This window comes from Dehalococcoidales bacterium (assembly GCA_035529395.1).
In the GTDB taxonomy this organism is placed as follows: domain Bacteria; phylum Chloroflexota; class Dehalococcoidia; order Dehalococcoidales; family Fen-1064; genus DUES01.
This window is the reverse complement of the sequence record DATKWT010000059.1, coordinates 1-15,716: the sequence shown is the minus strand read 5'-3', so window position 1 is coordinate 15,716 and position 15,716 is coordinate 1. Positions and strand designations below refer to the sequence as shown.

The following is a 15,716-nucleotide window of genomic DNA, read 5'->3' as shown; positions in this document are numbered from 1 at the left end:
GGATGACGTTGACTTTAGGACACAAGCGTAGTGAGGGTTGACTGAATGAAATACGCAGCCATTATCTTCGACCTTTTCGGGACACTGGTGGACAACTTCTCTCGCCGCGAATACGAGAGCATGCTGGCAGAGATGGCTTCGATGCTGGGCGCGCTTCCCAGTGATTTCATCCGGCTATGGTTCGGCACCGGCGAGCGGCGTACTCTGGGCATTCTGAGCGGCCCGGACGGCAATATAGAACACGTTTGCCGGGAACTGCGGCTGAGTCCGGAGGAGCCACAGAGGAAGCAGGCGGCCGCTATCAGGTCTGGCTACACGCGACGTTCCATCGTGCCGCGCCCCGATGCGGTAGAGGTACTTTCCCACCTGAAATCGGCTGGCTACATGACGGGCCTTATCAGCGACTGCTCCAGCGAGACTCCCATCGTCTGGAAAGACACGGCCTTTGCCCCGATGTTTGACGTGACCGTGTTCTCGTGTCTGGCAGGAGTGAGGAAACCCGACCCCCGTATCTATCTCATGGCAACAGAGCAGCTTGCCGTCAGGCCGGAGGAGTGCCTCTATATCGGTGATGGCAGCAGCCACGAGCTGACGGGTGCGGCAGGTGTTGGCATGCATCCTGTTCTCATCCGTGTGCCCTACGAGGACACGCCGGACACGCTTCGGATCAAAGAGGAGGAGTGGAACGGCCCCAGGGTGTCGTCACTGGCGGAAGTGCTGACGTTGCTGGAATAGCTGTACCGCAGTTGAGGCAAGTACGGTTCCCTATGGAGCGCTCCCCGCCCATATCATTTTGAGGAGTCCTTCGAAGAAGGACAACACAGAAATCCGTTTCCAAGGGGGACTCCCCCTTGGAATCCCCCGTCCAAAGGGGTTCCACCCCTTTGGATTCCCCAAAACGGTGAGGGGGCGACTCTCTGGGCAGGCATCATTGCACCTTAGGGAATATCGGGCAGACTTAACTTACGTGGTGTCATAGGGTGATGCAGTCCCTATGTATACTGTTTCCCCCTCCCTTATCAAAGGGAGGGGGAACAAGAGGGGTGGTTTAGAGGATTCCCTCAACAACAGAAGCTACGCCACGGTGGAGATGAGAACCCCACGCCTGTGGTATAATTCGGTGGGTGGTTTTTTATGTGGGATAGACTGGCAGAAACAGAAAACCGTTACGAAGAGCTTGACCGGCAGATGGCCGACCCGGAGCTCGTCTCCAACATCAAGGAGCTACGGAGGCTGGCACGGGAGAAGGCCGGTCTTGAGGAAGTGGTGACCCTCTATCGTGAGTGCAGGGCAGCAGCGCGCTCCCTGGAAGAGACCAGGGGAATGCTGTCCGAGGAGAAGGACGAGGAGATGGCGTCCCTGGTCCGGCAGGAGATAGAGGGCCTGGAATCACGGCTGGAGAAGCTGCAAGAGGAGCTTAAGGTTGCCCTGGTGCCCAGAGACCCCAGCGATGAGAAGAATATCATCATGGAAATCCGGGCCGGGGCCGGTGGCGACGAAGCGGGGCTCTTTGCCGCTGACCTGTTCCGCATGTACACCCGGTATGCCCAGTCCAGGAGATGGGACGTGGACGTCATCAACGCCAATGAGAGTGGCGTCGGCGGCTTCAAGGAGGTCATCCTGGAGGTAAGGGGTAAGGGCGTTTTCAGCCGGCTAAAGTACGAACGGGGCGTCCACCGGGTGCAGCGGGTGCCGGTCACAGAATCTTCAGGCAGGATTCACACATCCACGGCCACCGTAGCTGTCTTGCCCGAGGCCGAAGAAGTGGATGTTGAAGTCAACCCTGACGACCTGAGGATTGACATCTTTCACAGCGGTGGTGCCGGCGGTCAGAATGTCAACAAGGTTGCTACCGCGGTGCGGATTACGCACCTGCCGACCGGTATGGTAGTGACCTGCCAGGACGAACGCTCGCAACTCAGGAACAAGAACAAGGCCATGGCAGTACTCCGCGCCCGGCTGCTGGATATGGAGCGGAGTCGACAGGAGGCGGAGGTAACCTCGAAGCGTCGTTCCCAGGTAGGTACCGGTGACCGCTCCGAGAAGATACGGACCTACAACTTTCCGCAGGACCGGATTTCGGACCACCGTATTAACCTCAACCTGCACAACCTTACCCGTATTATGGAGGGGGACCTGGACCAGCTTATTGATACCCTGACCACCAGTGAGCGGACAAAACAGATGCAGGAACAACTGGCGTGAATGTGAAAGAAGTCCTGGATGACGCCCGGAAGGTGCTCACCGATAGTAACATCGAGGACGCTCCCCTGGAGGCGGAGGTACTGCTCCGCGATACCCTGAAAAAGGACCGGGTGGGACTGTACCTGGCACTTGACGACGAGTTGAGCACCGAGCAGCAGAATGCCTTCAGAGACCGCTTGGCCCGTCGTCTTGATGATGAACCAACCGCCTATATCATCGGACACCGGGAGTTCTACGGGCGTGATTTTCTCGTTGATGCTTCCGTACTTGTCCCCAGACCGGAGACCGAGTTGCTGGTAGAGAAGGCCCTGGAAATTGTACGGAAGCGCCGTCTTTCGGTTATAGCCGAGGTCGGCACCGGCTGCGGTGCAGTTGCCATCAGCCTGGCGCTGGAGCTGCCGCACGTGAGGGTCTATGCTACCGATATTTCCGCTTCCGCCCTGGAGGTTGCCCGGGTCAACTCCCGGAAACATGGCGTGTCTGACAGGGTGCATCTCCTGAACTGTGACCTGCTGGGTGCATTACCGGAACCGGTTGAGATGGTAGTGGCCAATCTGCCCTATGTCCGGGAGACGGACCTGCCCCGCAGCGGTCCGGTGAGCCGGGAACCCCGGCTGGCACTGGACGGGGGCACCGATGGTCTGGACAAGATACGGCGGTTGTGTAGCCAGGCGAAGGCTGTGCCCGGCTCCGGGGGTCACCTCCTGCTGGAGGTAGGCGAAGGTCAGGCCGGGGCGGTGAGTGTCTTCTTACATGGCCTTTTCCCACCGGCCTTAGTAGAAGTGACGCCCGACTTGAGCGGTATTGACCGTGTTGTAAGTATGATGCTCCCCTGACAGGGGTGAGAAGGAGGTTCTCGGGATGGCGGGACCACTGGATGGAGTCAGAGTGCTTGACCTGGGGCGGTTTATCGCCTGCCCTTTCTGCGGCATGCTTCTTGCCGACCTCGGTGCCGAGGTCATTCGGATAGAAAGACCCGGCGGTGGGCAGGACAGGTACCTCGGGTTGCTTACACCTGCTGGCTGTAGCTATGGGTTTGCCAACCAGAACCGCAACAAGAAAGGCATCTCCCTCAACTTCGAAAGGAACGAACGCGCCCGGGAAATCCTCAGCGAACTGATAAAGCGCTCCGACGTGGTTATAGAAAACTTCAGCCCGGAGGCGGCCAAGGCAATTGGTATTACCTACGAAAAGCTGAAGGCGACCAGGCCGGACATAATCTTTGCTCATGTATCTGCCTTCGGCCCCGATGGTCCCTACAGCCACCGTATCGGCTTTGACCAGATTGCCAAGGCGATGTCCGGAGCAATGGCGATAAGCGGCTTTCCCGGGCCGCCGACCAAGGAACAGACGCCTCACGTGGACTACCTGACCGCCTGCCTGACCGCTGTCGGCGTGGTCTCGGCGCTGTACCATCGTGATAAGACAGGCGAGGGACAGATGATAGATACCGCCCTGCTCCAGACGGCTGTTACCTATATGGCCCCCACACTCGGTGAGTGGGAGACCGGTGGGAAACATCGTGAGCAGACCGGTAACCGCAGTCCCTGGGTCGGGCCGAGTGACCTCTACCGTACGAAGGACGGCCGGTGGGTAATGCTGGCCATCATCACGAACTCTATCTGGCGGCGGTTCTGCCGCTCCATCGGGCGGGAAGACCTGGCGGAAGACCACCGTTTTGACAGCGACCTGGCCCGCTGGGAGCACCACGACATCATCGACCCCGTAGTCAAGGAGTGGGTGGCCTCACAGACTGCCTTAGAGGTGATTGCCGCTGCGGAGAAGATACCCATCCCCTGCGGCATCTGCTACGAGCAGACCGAGGTGGCCGGCGACCCCCAGGTCCAGGCGCGGGAGATGCTGGCAAAAGTCCCCTTTCCCGATGGCGGCGGCGAGATGCCGGTAACGGGCCTTCCGATACGGATGTCCGGCACGCCCACCAGCATAGACCGGTCTTTCCCCGCCGTGGGAGAGCACAACGAAGAAGTATACTGTGATCTCCTCGGGTACAGTAAGGAAGACCTTACAAAGCTTGAGGAAGAGGGCATAGTGTAGCAGATGATGGCCGAGATTAGCAGGCGTATCCGTGCCGTGTTTTTCGACCTCGATGAGACGCTCGTAGATGACGACCGCTGCATGCGCGAGGCGGTAGACCGTGTTTGCAGGACCATTTGCGCACGCTATCCGCAGGTCGACCCCGGATTGCTGGGTGACACCTATATCGAGACGGCGAAGGAGAAGTGGACGGGATTCGGCAATGTACCGCGGGCGTCCGGCAGCACTGCCTCGGTCGGGAGTGAGATACGATTGGAGGTCTGGAGCAAGGCACTCGTCAAGTACGGCCTGCCGATTCGGCACCTGGCGCGTGAAGCAGTTGAACTGTATAGTCGAGAGCGGCGGGCCGGCTACCGCCCGTTTCCGGAAGTTCTCGAAGTGCTTGATGTTCTCCGGGATAGGTTCATCCTTGGTGTTATCACCAACGGGCCCGGTGATGTACAGCGTGAGAAGCTGTGTCTCACTGGTATAGAGCCTCTTCTTCAGGTGACTACGATATCCGGTGAATTGGGAGTGGGGAAACCGGAGGCAGGGATATTCCTTGCCACACTGGAATCGGTGGGGGTTGTACCGGCAGAGGCAGTGCATGTTGGGGACTCACTTGCAGCGGATATCGCCGGGGCTCGGGACGCAGGAATGTATACCGTCTGGGTGAACAGGAACAATACCCGCCGTGTGCAAGGTGACGCCTGTCCTGACCAGGAGGTCACCAACCTGCGGCAGCTTGTGTCACTGTTGAGCCAGCAGGGGCCCTGACGACATACTGTGGCGAGGAGGTGCGAAACGGGCTTGGCCTGTCTCGCCTGTGCTTGACGCTGGTTTCCGTTTGATGATACAGTTGTCAGTTGGGTAAGGGTTTATTAAAGGTGAGTCAACGCTGCACAGAAGGAGGAATCGTGCACGATGAATATGATTGTCTGTGTTAAACAGGTAATCGACCCGGAAGCGCCGCCGGCAAGTTTTAAGATTGATGCGGCGACCAATTCGGTAGTGCCGCCAGCCGGTGTACCGCCGGTAATCAGTCCCTTTGACGAGCAGGCGGTTGAGGCGGCGCTAAGAATCAAGGATGCCCAGGGTGGCAAGATTACGGTCATAAGCCTGGGTACCGGACTACTGCGAGATGTGGTCAAGAAACCACTCTCCATGGGGGCTGATGAGCTTATCCTGCTGGAGGACCCTGCGTTCGACGGCGGTGATAGCTGGTCGACCGCTGCCGCCCTTGCCGCGGCCATCAAGAAGGTAGGCGAGTTTGACGTTATCTTCTGCGGTCGGCAGGCGGCCGACTGGGACAGCGGACAGGTGGGCTCCGGTATCGCTGAGATTCTCGGCCTGCCCAGCGTTACCCTGGCGAAGAAGGTCGAGGTCAGCGACAGTAAGGCAACCGTAGAGCGTGTAATCCCGGACGGCTACGAGGTCATTGAAATCGGGCTGCCCGCTCTGATTACCGTCAGTAACGAGCTTGGTGAACCCCGCTATGCCACTATCAAGGGCATCATGTCGGCAAAGAGGAAGGAACCGATTATCTGGGCCCCGGGTGACCTGGAGATTGACACTGCTCAGATTGGTGCTGCGGGACGTCGGGTCAAGATGCTCCGGCTATTCCAGCCGGTCCGTGAAGGTGCCTGCGAGATTATCGAAGGAGAGGACGAGGCGGATGCCGGTGCCAATCTGGCAGCGAAACTCTCGGAGGTCAAGCTGCTGTAGCGGCCCTTGAGGTCTGCTATCACGGTCTGTACAAAGGAGGATATTCAGATGGCTGATAATAAAGGTGTTCTAATTCTGGCCGAGGTTGCTGACGGCAAGCTGGCAGCAATGGCCACCGAGCTTCTGGGTGCCGGCAGGAAGCTGGCTGATGACCTGGGTGAGGAGCTTGGTGCCCTTCTGGTCGGCAGTGAAGTGAGTGGAATTGCCCAGGAGGCAATCGCCTTCGGCGCTGACAAAGTCTACGTGGTCGAAGACGCGGCGCTCAAGGACTACCGGACGGATTCCTATGTCCCGGTTGTGGAGAAGGTAGCCAAAGAAGTAATGCCCAAAGTCCTTCTGATGGGGCAGAATTCAGTGGGACGAGACCTGGCGCCGCGCGCGGCCTTCAGGTTGGAGACATCGGTCTCCACGGATTGTGTTGAGCTGGCAATAGATGCTGACTCCAAACAGCTACTGATGACAAAACCGGTCTATGGCGGGAACGCCCGGGCAATCTTCACCACCGAGTCCATGCCGCAGATGGCGACCCTCCGGGTCAAGGCGGGGGAACCCCTGGCACGGGATGATTCCCGCAAGGGGGAGGTCGTCAGTATCGATGCCGGGCTGGACGAATCAGCAATCAGGACCACTCTCAAGGATACTGTTCTTGAGGAGGTCGCGGGCATTAAGCTGGAGGACGCCAACATAGTTGTCTCCGGTGGCCGGGGTATCGGTGGGCCGGAAGGTTTCCAGGAGCTGCAGGAGCTTGCCAGGATGCTCAAGGGGGCGATGGGTGCCAGCCGGCCTCCGTGCGACAACGGATGGGTGCCGGACACGATACAGGTGGGGCTCACCGGTAAGATTGTCTCCCCCGACCTGTATATCGCCGTAGCAATTTCAGGCTCCAGTCAGCATCTCGCCGGTTGCAGCGGCTCGAAGAACATTGTCGCTATTAACCGGGACCCGGAGGCGAACATCTTCAAGGAAGCCGCCTACGGGGTCGTTGGCGACTGGAAGAAGATTATTCCCGCCTTCAAAGAGAAGGCCAAAGAACTGCTGGCCTGACAGGCCAGGGTGAATGTCACTGCGAGGAGTGTGCCGACGAAGCAGTCTCACCTACCACACAGATTGCTTCGGCCTGCTGGCAAAGCCAGCAGGTTTGCTCGCAGTGACGTGAGGTGCAGGCGTAGAGTACTCTGTCATTGCGAGCCGCAGGCGAAGCAATCTCCTGCGCCGGTGAATAGTAAGGTTACTAAGGTTACAAAGAAAGAGGGGGGCTACTCATAAGGTAGCCCCCTTTAATATTTATCTGCCTGAACAGGTTTTAGACCCGTTCTTTCTCCTTCTCCGCCTGCCGGGCAGCGATTACCTTCTGCGTGACAGCCGGAGGCACCTCCTGGTAGTGGCTGAACGCCATGGTGAAGGTCCCCTTGCCCTGGGTTATCGATTTGAGCGCGATAGAGTAGCGGAGCACCTCGGCTTGCGGTACCTGCGCATCAACAACGTTAATACCGTCCTCCGGGTTCATGCCCTGTACCTGGGCCCGCTTGGTATTGAGGTCGCCTATGATGTCGCCGGTATACTCCTCCGGCGCTCTGATACTGATATCCATTATAGGTTCGAGCAGGATAGGCTGAGCATCGGCCAGACCCTTCCTCATCGCGCCGGCACCGGCTATCTTGAAGCATATCTCGGATGAATCGACCGGATGAAAGCTACCGTCGTAGACCGTCACCTTGATGTCATCCACCGGGTAACCGGCGAGGACGCCTTCCTGCACACCCTCATTGAATCCTTTTTCCACCGCGGGAATATAGTTCCTGGGTATGGTACCACCGACAACCTTGCTCACGAATTCACGTCCGCCACCACGCGGTAGAGGTTCCAGCTCAAGCAGCACATGCCCATACTGGCCATGCCCGCCGGTCTGTTTCTTGTGTTTGTACTCAGCGCTTGTCGTTGCGGCAATCGTCTCCTTGTAAGGGACCTTCGGGGTCTCCAGGTCCACGCTAACTCCGAACTTGCGCTCCATCTTCTCGGCTGCTACCTCAAGCTGGGTATCACCCAGACCGGAGATGATGGTCTCGTTTGTCGTGATGTCGCGGCGGACCTGAAGGGTGGGGTCTTCCTCAGCCAGCTTGGTCAATGATGGTCCCAGCTTGTCAAGGTCGACCTTGGTCTTGGGATAAACCGCTTCACTGAAGATGGGACTCGGGAACGAGACGGGGACTATCTTAACAGGGTTGTCCTGGCTACCGAGGGTATCCCCGGTGCCGGTTGCGTTCAGCTTGGCTACGGCGCCGATGTCGCCGGTAGCAATCTCGGGTACCGGTTCCTGAGTCTTGCCACGCAGGACAAACAGCTGACCAATGCGCTCGTCTTCACCCTTTGTTGTATTCCATACGTGGGAGTTGCTTCTGATAGAGCCATTATAGACCCGAAAGTACGTAAGCTTGCCGACGTAGGGGTCGGCGCTGGTCTTGAATACCAGGGCAGCCAGGGGACTATCCTGGCCGGGAGGCACTGTCTCTTCACCGCCGTCAGCCCCGATAACGCGGACGTCTCTCTCTTCGGGTGAGGGGATGTAGTTGCAGATAGCGTCCATCAGGAAGCTGGTGCCGATGTTCTTTGTCGCCGAGCCTACCAGGATGGGGACTACCTTTCCGGCTATCACGCCCTGCCGCAATCCGTCGGTAAGCTCCTCCCGTGAGAGTTCCTCGCCGCCCAGATACTTCTCGATGAGGCTGTCATCAACCTCGGCAGCGGCTTCGATCATTTGCTCCCGGAAGGTTTCCACCAGGCCCTGCACGGAATCCGGGATATCACCCTCCGTGCCGGCTGTGTCAGTGTATCCCTTCATGGCTATCAGGTCAACCACTCCCTGGAAATCATTGTGAGCACCAATCGGCACCTGCAACGGTACGCAGCGGCGGCCGAACCTGGACTGAATGCCTTCTACCACCCGGGCAAAATCGGCGTTTTCGCGGTCCATTTTATTAATGAAGATAAGCCGGGGCAGGTTGTTTTCCTCAAGGTAAGACCATACCTGCTCCGTACCGACCTCAACACCGGAGGCAGCGCAGATAACAACTACGGCACCCTCACTGACACGCAAGCCGGACATTACTTCACCGACGAAGTCAGGATAGCCGGGGGTATCAATCAGGTTGACCTTCTTACCCAGCCACTCGTAGGGCAACACGCTCAGGCTGATGCTGATATTGCGCTTCTGTTCGGCAGGGTCGTAGTCCGAGGTGGAACTGCCGTCATCTACCCGGCCCAGCCGGTTGACTACTTTGGCGGTAAATAGTATCGCTTCCGACAGGGATGTCTTGCCGGCACCGTTGTGGGATAGCAGAGACAGGTTGCGGATGTTATCAGGTCCGTAGTTTGCCATCTAATTGACCTTCCTCTCTGATGTTGCCGGTACGACTGGCTACCAGTCAAACCGGATGGTTGTCGTCACTAATACTGGTTGCCGGTGAAGTGGCTTACCGACAATACTACTATTCATTATAGTCGTCGTCAGGAGATACGGCAAGTGTATTCGTCCGGTATATCGTGACACTCCGGTACGGGCTAATGCCGGCAGCTACCGGAGAGAGCCTGTGCGGTTAGCTGTGGTACTGGCCGCCTCCTCATGTGGCAATACTTCACAAGAAGAGAGTTTCCCCTTCGCAGGGAGGTGACCATGAGAATAGACACACCAGGTCGGGAAAGTCAGGCAGGGCCTGAACACCCTGTAAGAGATAGAGAAATGTCTTTACTCAGAGGTACTAAATAACTTCAGGGAAAACTGTTACCCTACAAATTCCCTACCGGCATGAAGTACAGCGGCTCCACGTTACTGGGGAGTTTCAGGATTTTACGAATGCTGTCAGCGCTGATTCCTCCGTTAACCACCGTCCCCAGACCCAGTGAGACCGCCTGCAAATACACGTTCTGTGCCGCATGTCCCACTTCCATGTGCACATATTTTGCCCCCTCGCTGCTGGGGTTATAGATTGCTGTTATTAATATGTATACTGCACCCCCCTCGACAAAGTACCGTCCAATACTGGCCGGAGTTAGCTTTGGCCGGTAGTCTCCATCGTGGACCTTGGTCAGCTTATGCCCCGCCGGTTCGTAGTGGTAAACGCCTTCATCGAGATTCTCCACATCGCCAACTACAAGGTACGTCTCGAGTGGAAAAGCAGCCATGGCTGAAGGTGCCGTCCGGTATCCCTTGGAGTTGGTAATCCCCTGAGCTGCCCAGAGGAGCTGGGATACTTCCTCTAGTGTTAAGGCTTTACTACTGTAGGACCTGATAGACCTCCTCTTTGAGAGGGTTTCCTCGATTGAAACGTCGCCATCTGTCCGCGGCTCCGGTAGCTCTCCACCTTCTCCCAGCGATGCTCCTGATACTCCTGCCGGCACCGATCCATTTGCTGGCGAGCAGGAGGGTATGAAGTAGGACAACAGCGCCAGTGCCCCCAGAGATGTAACACCTTTCAGGAATTTTCGTCTTGCCAGAGGTATCTTCTGTGGGGATAATGTTTGTATTCCATGGTGGGATATTGTCATTCTGCTATTCCTCCTTGTTTCGGTCATACCTGCATATCTTAAGCGAGGGTTGCTGCTGAAGCAGTTACATAGGCAGAATAAGGAGGTGTTAAACGCGCCCAGCCGTCTTTGTCACGGTATCGCAGACGTAGTCTAAGCCGGTGATGAGGGAGTTGGGCAGTCCGGCATAACCGGATATTAGCCGGTTGCTCCCATCGTCAATACTCTCACCAGGAGAAGATATGCCACGGCAACCAGCGGTATAGGGCCTGGGGAAGACATATTTTCGGCAGGTGCTAAATTCAGTAGACATACCCAGATAACCTCACGTTGTCACTGACGGAAATATCGGCCTATTCGTCTTTGGAGCCCGTCTCCGTGGCGACAAATATCTCTGAGGCACAGGTGTAAGTCAAGACATGCTAATCGCAGTGCCGCGTTAGCCCTGAACAAGTTCCAGGAGGACTCCCTTCGTTGCTTTGGGATGCAGAAAAGCAATGGTGGAATTCTCAACGCCCTTTCTGGGTTGCTCATCGATAAGGCGAATACCTTTCTCTTGCAGCAGCTTTAAGGAATCATCGATATCAGCAACCTCGAAAGCCATGTGATGGAGCCCTTCTCCCCTGCGTTCAATGTGTCTGGCAATCGGACTTTCCGCATCGGTAGCTTCAAGCAACTCGATTTTACTATCGCCAACCGGAATGATGGCAGTCCTGGTCTTCTGGTCTTCAACAACTTCAATTGTGCCCACCGTCAGCCCCAGTACGTCAGCGTATAATGCCAGTGCATCTTCAATACTGCTCACAGCAATCCCAATGTGGTTAATCTTGGCTATCATTGTCCCCCCTCTTCAAGTTTGCTTTGATGAAGCCCGCAATATCGTGAATAGGTGTTCCCGGGCCGAATACCTGGGCTATGCCGGCTTCCTGCAATACCGGGATATCCTTCTTGGGAATGATTCCACCACCTATGAATAGGGCATCCTGGTCGCTTTGCTGTTTGAAAAGCTCCACCGTCCTGGAGAATAGCACCATGTGAGCTCCAGTGTGACAGCTAAGGCCGACGACGTCGGCATCCTCCTGTATGGCTGCCTGGCAGACCTGCTCCGGCATTACCCGCAGTCCCAGGTAGATGACTTCCATGCCTGCATCGCGAAGTCCCTGCACCACGACATTTACCCCTCTATCGTGGCCGTCCAGACCCAGTTTGGCAATTACGACTCGTATTTTGCTGTCCTTCATAACAAACCTCTCTATCTACTGACCGGCAGACTACCTACAGCGTGCTACCAATACCCGTCTCCTGATATTCGCCAAACACGTCTCGCAGTGCGTCGGCTATCTCACCAACCGTGGCATACGCCCGCACCGCCTCGATGAATGCCGGCATCAGGTTCTCATCGCTTCTGGCCACCTGTCTTATCCTCTCCAGAGTGCTCCTCACCTTCTCACTGTCCCTGGTCTCCCTGAGATTCCTGAGCCTGGCTATCTGCCTGTCCGCCACGTTCTCGTCAATCGTCAGCAGTTCCACATCCGGATCTTCTTCGGTAACGTAGCTGTTGACACCGACGACAACCTGTTCTCCGGAATCCACCGCCTTCTGGTGGTCGTAGGCCGACTTTCTGATCTCTCTCTGGATGTAACCCTGCTGGATTGCCGCGGGCGCACCACCCATTTCGTCAATCCTGGCGATGTACTCGTGTATCCCTTCCTCTATCTTGTCGGTCAGCCATTCAACGTAGTACGACCCCGCGAGTGGGTCAACCGTGTCCGCCACACCGCTCTCATGGGCGATGATCTGCTGGGTCCTCAGGGACACCTGCACCGACTCTTCGGTTGGTAGAGCCATTGCCTCGTCATATGAACAAGTGGCCAATGACTGGCACCCGCCCAGGACAGCAGCAAGTGCCTCTATCGCCACCCTGACAATGTTGTTCATCGGCTGCTGCTTGGTCAGGGTACTGCCACCGGTCTGAACGTGGTATCTGAGCATCAGTGACCTGGGGTTCTTGGCGCCGAATCTGTCCTTCATTATCCCGGCCCAGGCACGCCGCACCGCACGGAACTTGGCAACCTCTTCCAACAGGTTCCCAAACGAGACAAAGAAGAAAGAGAATCTTGGCGCAAAAGAGTCGACATCCATCCCCCTGTCAATCATCGCCTGCACGTAGGCAATCCCGTTGGCCAACGTGAAGGCAGCCTCCTGCACCGCCGTGGCGCCGGCCTCACGCATGTGATAGCCGCTGATGCTTATAGTGTTCCACCTGGGCAGGTGCTCCGCACAGTAGGAGCAGATGTCCGTTGTCAAACGCATGGAGGCTTCCGGTCCGTATATGTAGGTATTCCTGGATACGTACTCCTTCAAGAGGTCATTCTGGACTGTGCCGGCAAGCTTGCTTATGTCCGCGCCCTGCTTCTCCGCGGCAACGATGTACATCGCCAGCATGATGGGAGCCGTGGCATTGATTGTCATTGACGTACTGACTTCTCCCAGGGGAATGCCATCCCAGAGGTCCTCCATATCCTGAAGTGAGTCTATGGCCACACCAACCTTCCCAATCTCCGCGAGGGCCATAGGGTGGTCTGAGTCATACCCCATCTGGGTCGGGAGATGGAAAGCGACGCTGAAGCCGGTCTGTCCCTGCTTGTAGAGGTACTTGTACCGCCCGTTGGTCTCTTCCACCGTCGCGTACCCCGAATACTGGCGCATGGTCCACAACCTGCCGCGGTAGCCGCTGGGCATTATGTGCCTGACAAACGGGTACTCTCCCGGCAGGCTGGATTCCTTGCTGGATTCCGATACGTCGTCCGGTGTGTATACTCTGTTGACCACAATGCCGTCAACGGTAGTCCTGAATTCTTCCTTTCTTTCCTTTTGCTCCGTCATATGTCCTTGTTCCCTCCATTCACAGAGTTGCTGACAAGCCGCTGTGACCTGTCACAGAATAATACCGTACCACTTGTCGAGTTAGAGACCCGGTGCCCTTTCATCTCTGCTTCTGCACAACTCCTCACGCAAGCACCACGTTGGACAGCTTGCTTACCTTAGTAATATATGATAATACCACTTTGAGGATTAAAGTTCCCGCCATTGGGGACAGCTCACCCCACGAGTATTTGAATCTGTGTATGATAGTACAGTTGTTATCAATGTGCGACAGTGATAGGTTGACAAAGACATCTTACCTACATAGAGTGGCGGTTGGCAAGCTACTGTACTCGTTCAGTACATTATTGGCACTCCAGTACTGCCAATGCTGGTTGCCACACAAGAAGAAAACTTCCCTTCCCGGCAGGGAGTTGAGGTAGGATGGGTTTAATGGACACCAAAGTCAGGTAGAATAGAAAGACGGAGGTGTCAGATTGAAAGGGATTCCACAGGGAAGGTACACGAAAGAGTTTCGAGAGGAAGCAGTGAAACTGGTAACAGAAGAGAAGCTGTCGTTACCGGAGGCAGCCCGGCGGCTCTCCTTACCGCCATCGACGTTGGCGACCTGGGTGAAAGCCTGTAAGGCCGGCAGGCTTGGAGAGATAGGCAAGACTTGCAGGCCTTTGACGGAAATAGAGATGGATTTAGCCCGAACGAAGAAAGAGCTGGTAGAAGTGAAGATGGAGCGGGATATATTAAAAAAAGCAGCCGCGTACTTTGCGAAGGAGTCGCTGCCCGGTACGCGACGATGAAAGAGCTGCGGCTCAACTATCCGGTACTGCTACTGAGGCGAGTATTAAACGTATCGGCAAGCGGATACTATACATGGTCGGACAGGCCATTATCGAAGTGGGCCAAGGATGGTCTGCCCCCCATAAAGGAATCCAGTTTTGATGTTAGACTGGAACTGAAAATAAAGGTGGTAAGTCATGGTCAAGAAGTCGTATTCACCGGAGCAGGTAATCAACAAGTTACGCGAAGCTGAAATCCTGCTGAATCAGGGAGCTAACGTTGGCGAAGCCAGCCGGAAGATCGGGGTCACCGAACAGACCTACTACAGGTGGCGTAAAGAATACGGCGGTATGCGTATTGAGCAGGCAAAACGGCTCAAGGCCCTGGAGAAAGAGAATGCCCGGCTGAAGAAGCTGGTAGCCGACATCTCCCTGGATAATGCCATTCTGAAAGAGGTGGCGGAGGGAAACTTCTAAGCCCGTCAAAGAGACGCCAGGCCATTCTGTGTGTACAGAGGAAGCTTGATGTCTCCGAGAGGCGGGCGTGTACAGTGCTTGGACAGGCCAGAAAGACGCAGCGTCGGACCCTACGTATAACGGACGAGGAGGAAAGGTTAAGGACCCGAATCATTGAACTGGCGACGCAGTATGGCAGGTACGGATATCAAAAGGATTACGGCATTACTCAATCAGAACCCAAAGGAATATCCGGTGAATCACAAGAGAGTGGAAAGGATCTGGAGGATGGAAGGCTTAAAGGTACCAAAGAAGCAACCGAAACGAAGAAGGCTGTGGCTCAATGACGGTTCCTGTATCAGACTCCGTCCAGAGCACAAGGATCACGTCTGGAGCTATGATTTCGTCATGTCATGGACTGCCAATGGTAAAGCCTTTCGGATACTCGTGATCATTGACGAATACACTCGGGAATGCCTGGCGATGCTGGTGGCCCGGCACATTACATCTGGGGATGTCATTGAAGCGCTGTATGAGCTGTTTCTCTTGAGGGGAGTTCCTGAGCATATCAGGTCAGACAATGGTCCCGAGTTTACCGCGAAGGCAGTACGTAGGTGGTTGAATCGGGTCGGAGTGAAGACTCTGTTTATTGAACCTGGTAGCCCGTGGGAGAACGATTACGTCGAATCATTCAACAGCAAACTGAGGGACGAACTGCTTAATGGAGAGGTCTTCACGATGCTGGCAGAAGCGAAGGTATTGATTGAGCAGTGGAGATGGGAGTATAATCACATCCGACCACACAGCTCTTTGGGCTACCGGCCACCTGCGCCTGAGGCTAGAATACCGGTAACTCTAACTTAAGAAGTGGTATCCTTTGTGGGGGCAAGCCATTGGGCGTCTTCATCGGTTAGATTCACCCGTTTTATTCTTTCCTGTTGAGCCAGGCGATTCATGGCATCTTTAACTCGCTGTTGTAACTTTTTTGCCGTCTGCAATTCTTCCGGTAGCCGCGGAGGAGAGTCATCGCCTCCCTCATTTTGTGCCTCCAGTTCAGAGATTGCCGCTTCCGTACGATTGAGTAAGCGCTGTAAATCGGCGGCATCATAGGTACGG

15 protein-coding genes and 1 pseudogene are annotated in these 15,716 nt (G+C 55.9%); 9 read left to right on the top strand and 7 right to left on the bottom strand.

All coding sequences use genetic code 11. The features are described 5' to 3' along the window. The first annotated feature begins 45 nt into the window (after positions 1-45). From VMW13_04115 to VMW13_04085, 7 genes are all read left to right on the top strand, one after another. Positions 46-735, top strand: a complete 690-nt coding sequence (locus VMW13_04115) for an HAD family hydrolase (GenBank protein HUV43999.1) — start codon at positions 46-48, stop codon at positions 733-735. A gap of 399 nt (positions 736-1,134) precedes the next feature. Further along, positions 1,135-2,205, top strand: coding sequence for a peptide chain release factor 1 (gene prfA / locus VMW13_04110; protein HUV43998.1), 1,071 nt, complete (start codon positions 1,135-1,137; stop codon positions 2,203-2,205). Continuing rightward, entirely contained in the window at positions 2,202-3,041 is an 840-nt protein-coding gene (gene prmC, locus VMW13_04105; protein HUV43997.1) for a peptide chain release factor N(5)-glutamine methyltransferase, read from the top strand. The genes prfA and prmC overlap by 4 nt, the downstream gene beginning before the upstream one ends. 25 nt (positions 3,042-3,066) lie before the next feature. Next, a complete protein-coding gene (locus tag VMW13_04100) occupies positions 3,067-4,260 on the top strand; it encodes a CoA transferase (GenBank protein ID HUV43996.1) in 1,194 nt (397 codons plus the stop codon). Between the two features lie 3 nt (positions 4,261-4,263). After that, complete coding sequence (locus tag VMW13_04095; GenBank protein ID HUV43995.1) at positions 4,264-5,016, top strand: HAD family hydrolase; 753 nt, start codon at positions 4,264-4,266, stop codon at positions 5,014-5,016. 147 nt (positions 5,017-5,163) lie between these two features. Next, on the top strand, positions 5,164-5,964 hold the full coding sequence (locus VMW13_04090; GenBank protein HUV43994.1) for an electron transfer flavoprotein subunit beta/FixA family protein: 801 nt from the start codon (positions 5,164-5,166) through the stop codon (positions 5,962-5,964). A gap of 48 nt (positions 5,965-6,012) precedes the next feature. Further along, entirely contained in the window at positions 6,013-7,008 is a 996-nt protein-coding gene (locus VMW13_04085) for an electron transfer flavoprotein subunit alpha/FixB family protein (protein ID HUV43993.1), read from the top strand. A 259-nt stretch (positions 7,009-7,267) separates the two neighbouring features. Here the strand turns inward: VMW13_04085 and fusA are convergent, their stop codons facing one another. The 6 genes from fusA to VMW13_04055 form a co-directional block, all read right to left on the bottom strand. Continuing rightward, positions 7,268-9,340, bottom strand: coding sequence for an elongation factor G (gene fusA / locus VMW13_04080; GenBank protein ID HUV43992.1), 2,073 nt, complete (start codon positions 9,338-9,340; stop codon positions 7,268-7,270). 407 nt (positions 9,341-9,747) lie between these two features. Then, the gene (locus VMW13_04075) at positions 9,748-10,506 is read right to left on the bottom strand and encodes a SagB/ThcOx family dehydrogenase (GenBank protein HUV43991.1); all 759 of its coding nucleotides are present in this window, start codon (positions 10,504-10,506) and stop codon (positions 9,748-9,750) included. Between the two features lie 88 nt (positions 10,507-10,594). Continuing rightward, positions 10,595-10,798, bottom strand: a complete 204-nt coding sequence (locus tag VMW13_04070; protein HUV43990.1) for a hypothetical protein — start codon at positions 10,796-10,798, stop codon at positions 10,595-10,597. 126 nt (positions 10,799-10,924) lie between these two features. Continuing rightward, positions 10,925-11,323 carry a methylmalonyl-CoA epimerase gene (gene mce, locus VMW13_04065; GenBank protein HUV43989.1) on the bottom strand — a complete coding sequence of 133 codons (399 nt, stop codon included), beginning with the start codon at positions 11,321-11,323 and terminating at the stop codon, positions 10,925-10,927. Continuing rightward, positions 11,307-11,726, bottom strand: coding sequence for a cobalamin B12-binding domain-containing protein (locus VMW13_04060; protein HUV43988.1), 420 nt, complete (start codon positions 11,724-11,726; stop codon positions 11,307-11,309). Before VMW13_04060 ends, mce begins: the two co-directional genes overlap by 17 nt. 34 nt (positions 11,727-11,760) lie before the next feature. After that, positions 11,761-13,371: a methylmalonyl-CoA mutase family protein gene (locus tag VMW13_04055; GenBank protein ID HUV43987.1), complete on the bottom strand. Its 1,611-nt coding sequence runs from the start codon at positions 13,369-13,371 to the stop codon at positions 11,761-11,763. 476 nt (positions 13,372-13,847) lie between these two features. Between VMW13_04055 and VMW13_04050 the strand changes: the two genes are divergently transcribed. Together VMW13_04050 and VMW13_04045 are read left to right on the top strand one after the other, a co-directional pair. Further along, the gene (locus VMW13_04050) at positions 13,848-14,165 is read left to right on the top strand and encodes a transposase (GenBank protein ID HUV43986.1); all 318 of its coding nucleotides are present in this window, start codon (positions 13,848-13,850) and stop codon (positions 14,163-14,165) included. Between the two features lie 177 nt (positions 14,166-14,342). After that, positions 14,343-15,464 (top strand): annotated as a pseudogene (locus VMW13_04045) (IS3 family transposase). On the opposite strand, the gene VMW13_04040 reads toward VMW13_04045, so the two are convergent. After that, positions 15,461-15,716, bottom strand: a 256-nt coding sequence (locus tag VMW13_04040) for a hypothetical protein (protein ID HUV43985.1), incomplete at its 5' end; no start/stop codon positions are given. The pseudogene VMW13_04045 and the gene VMW13_04040 sit on opposite strands and share 4 nt — an antisense overlap.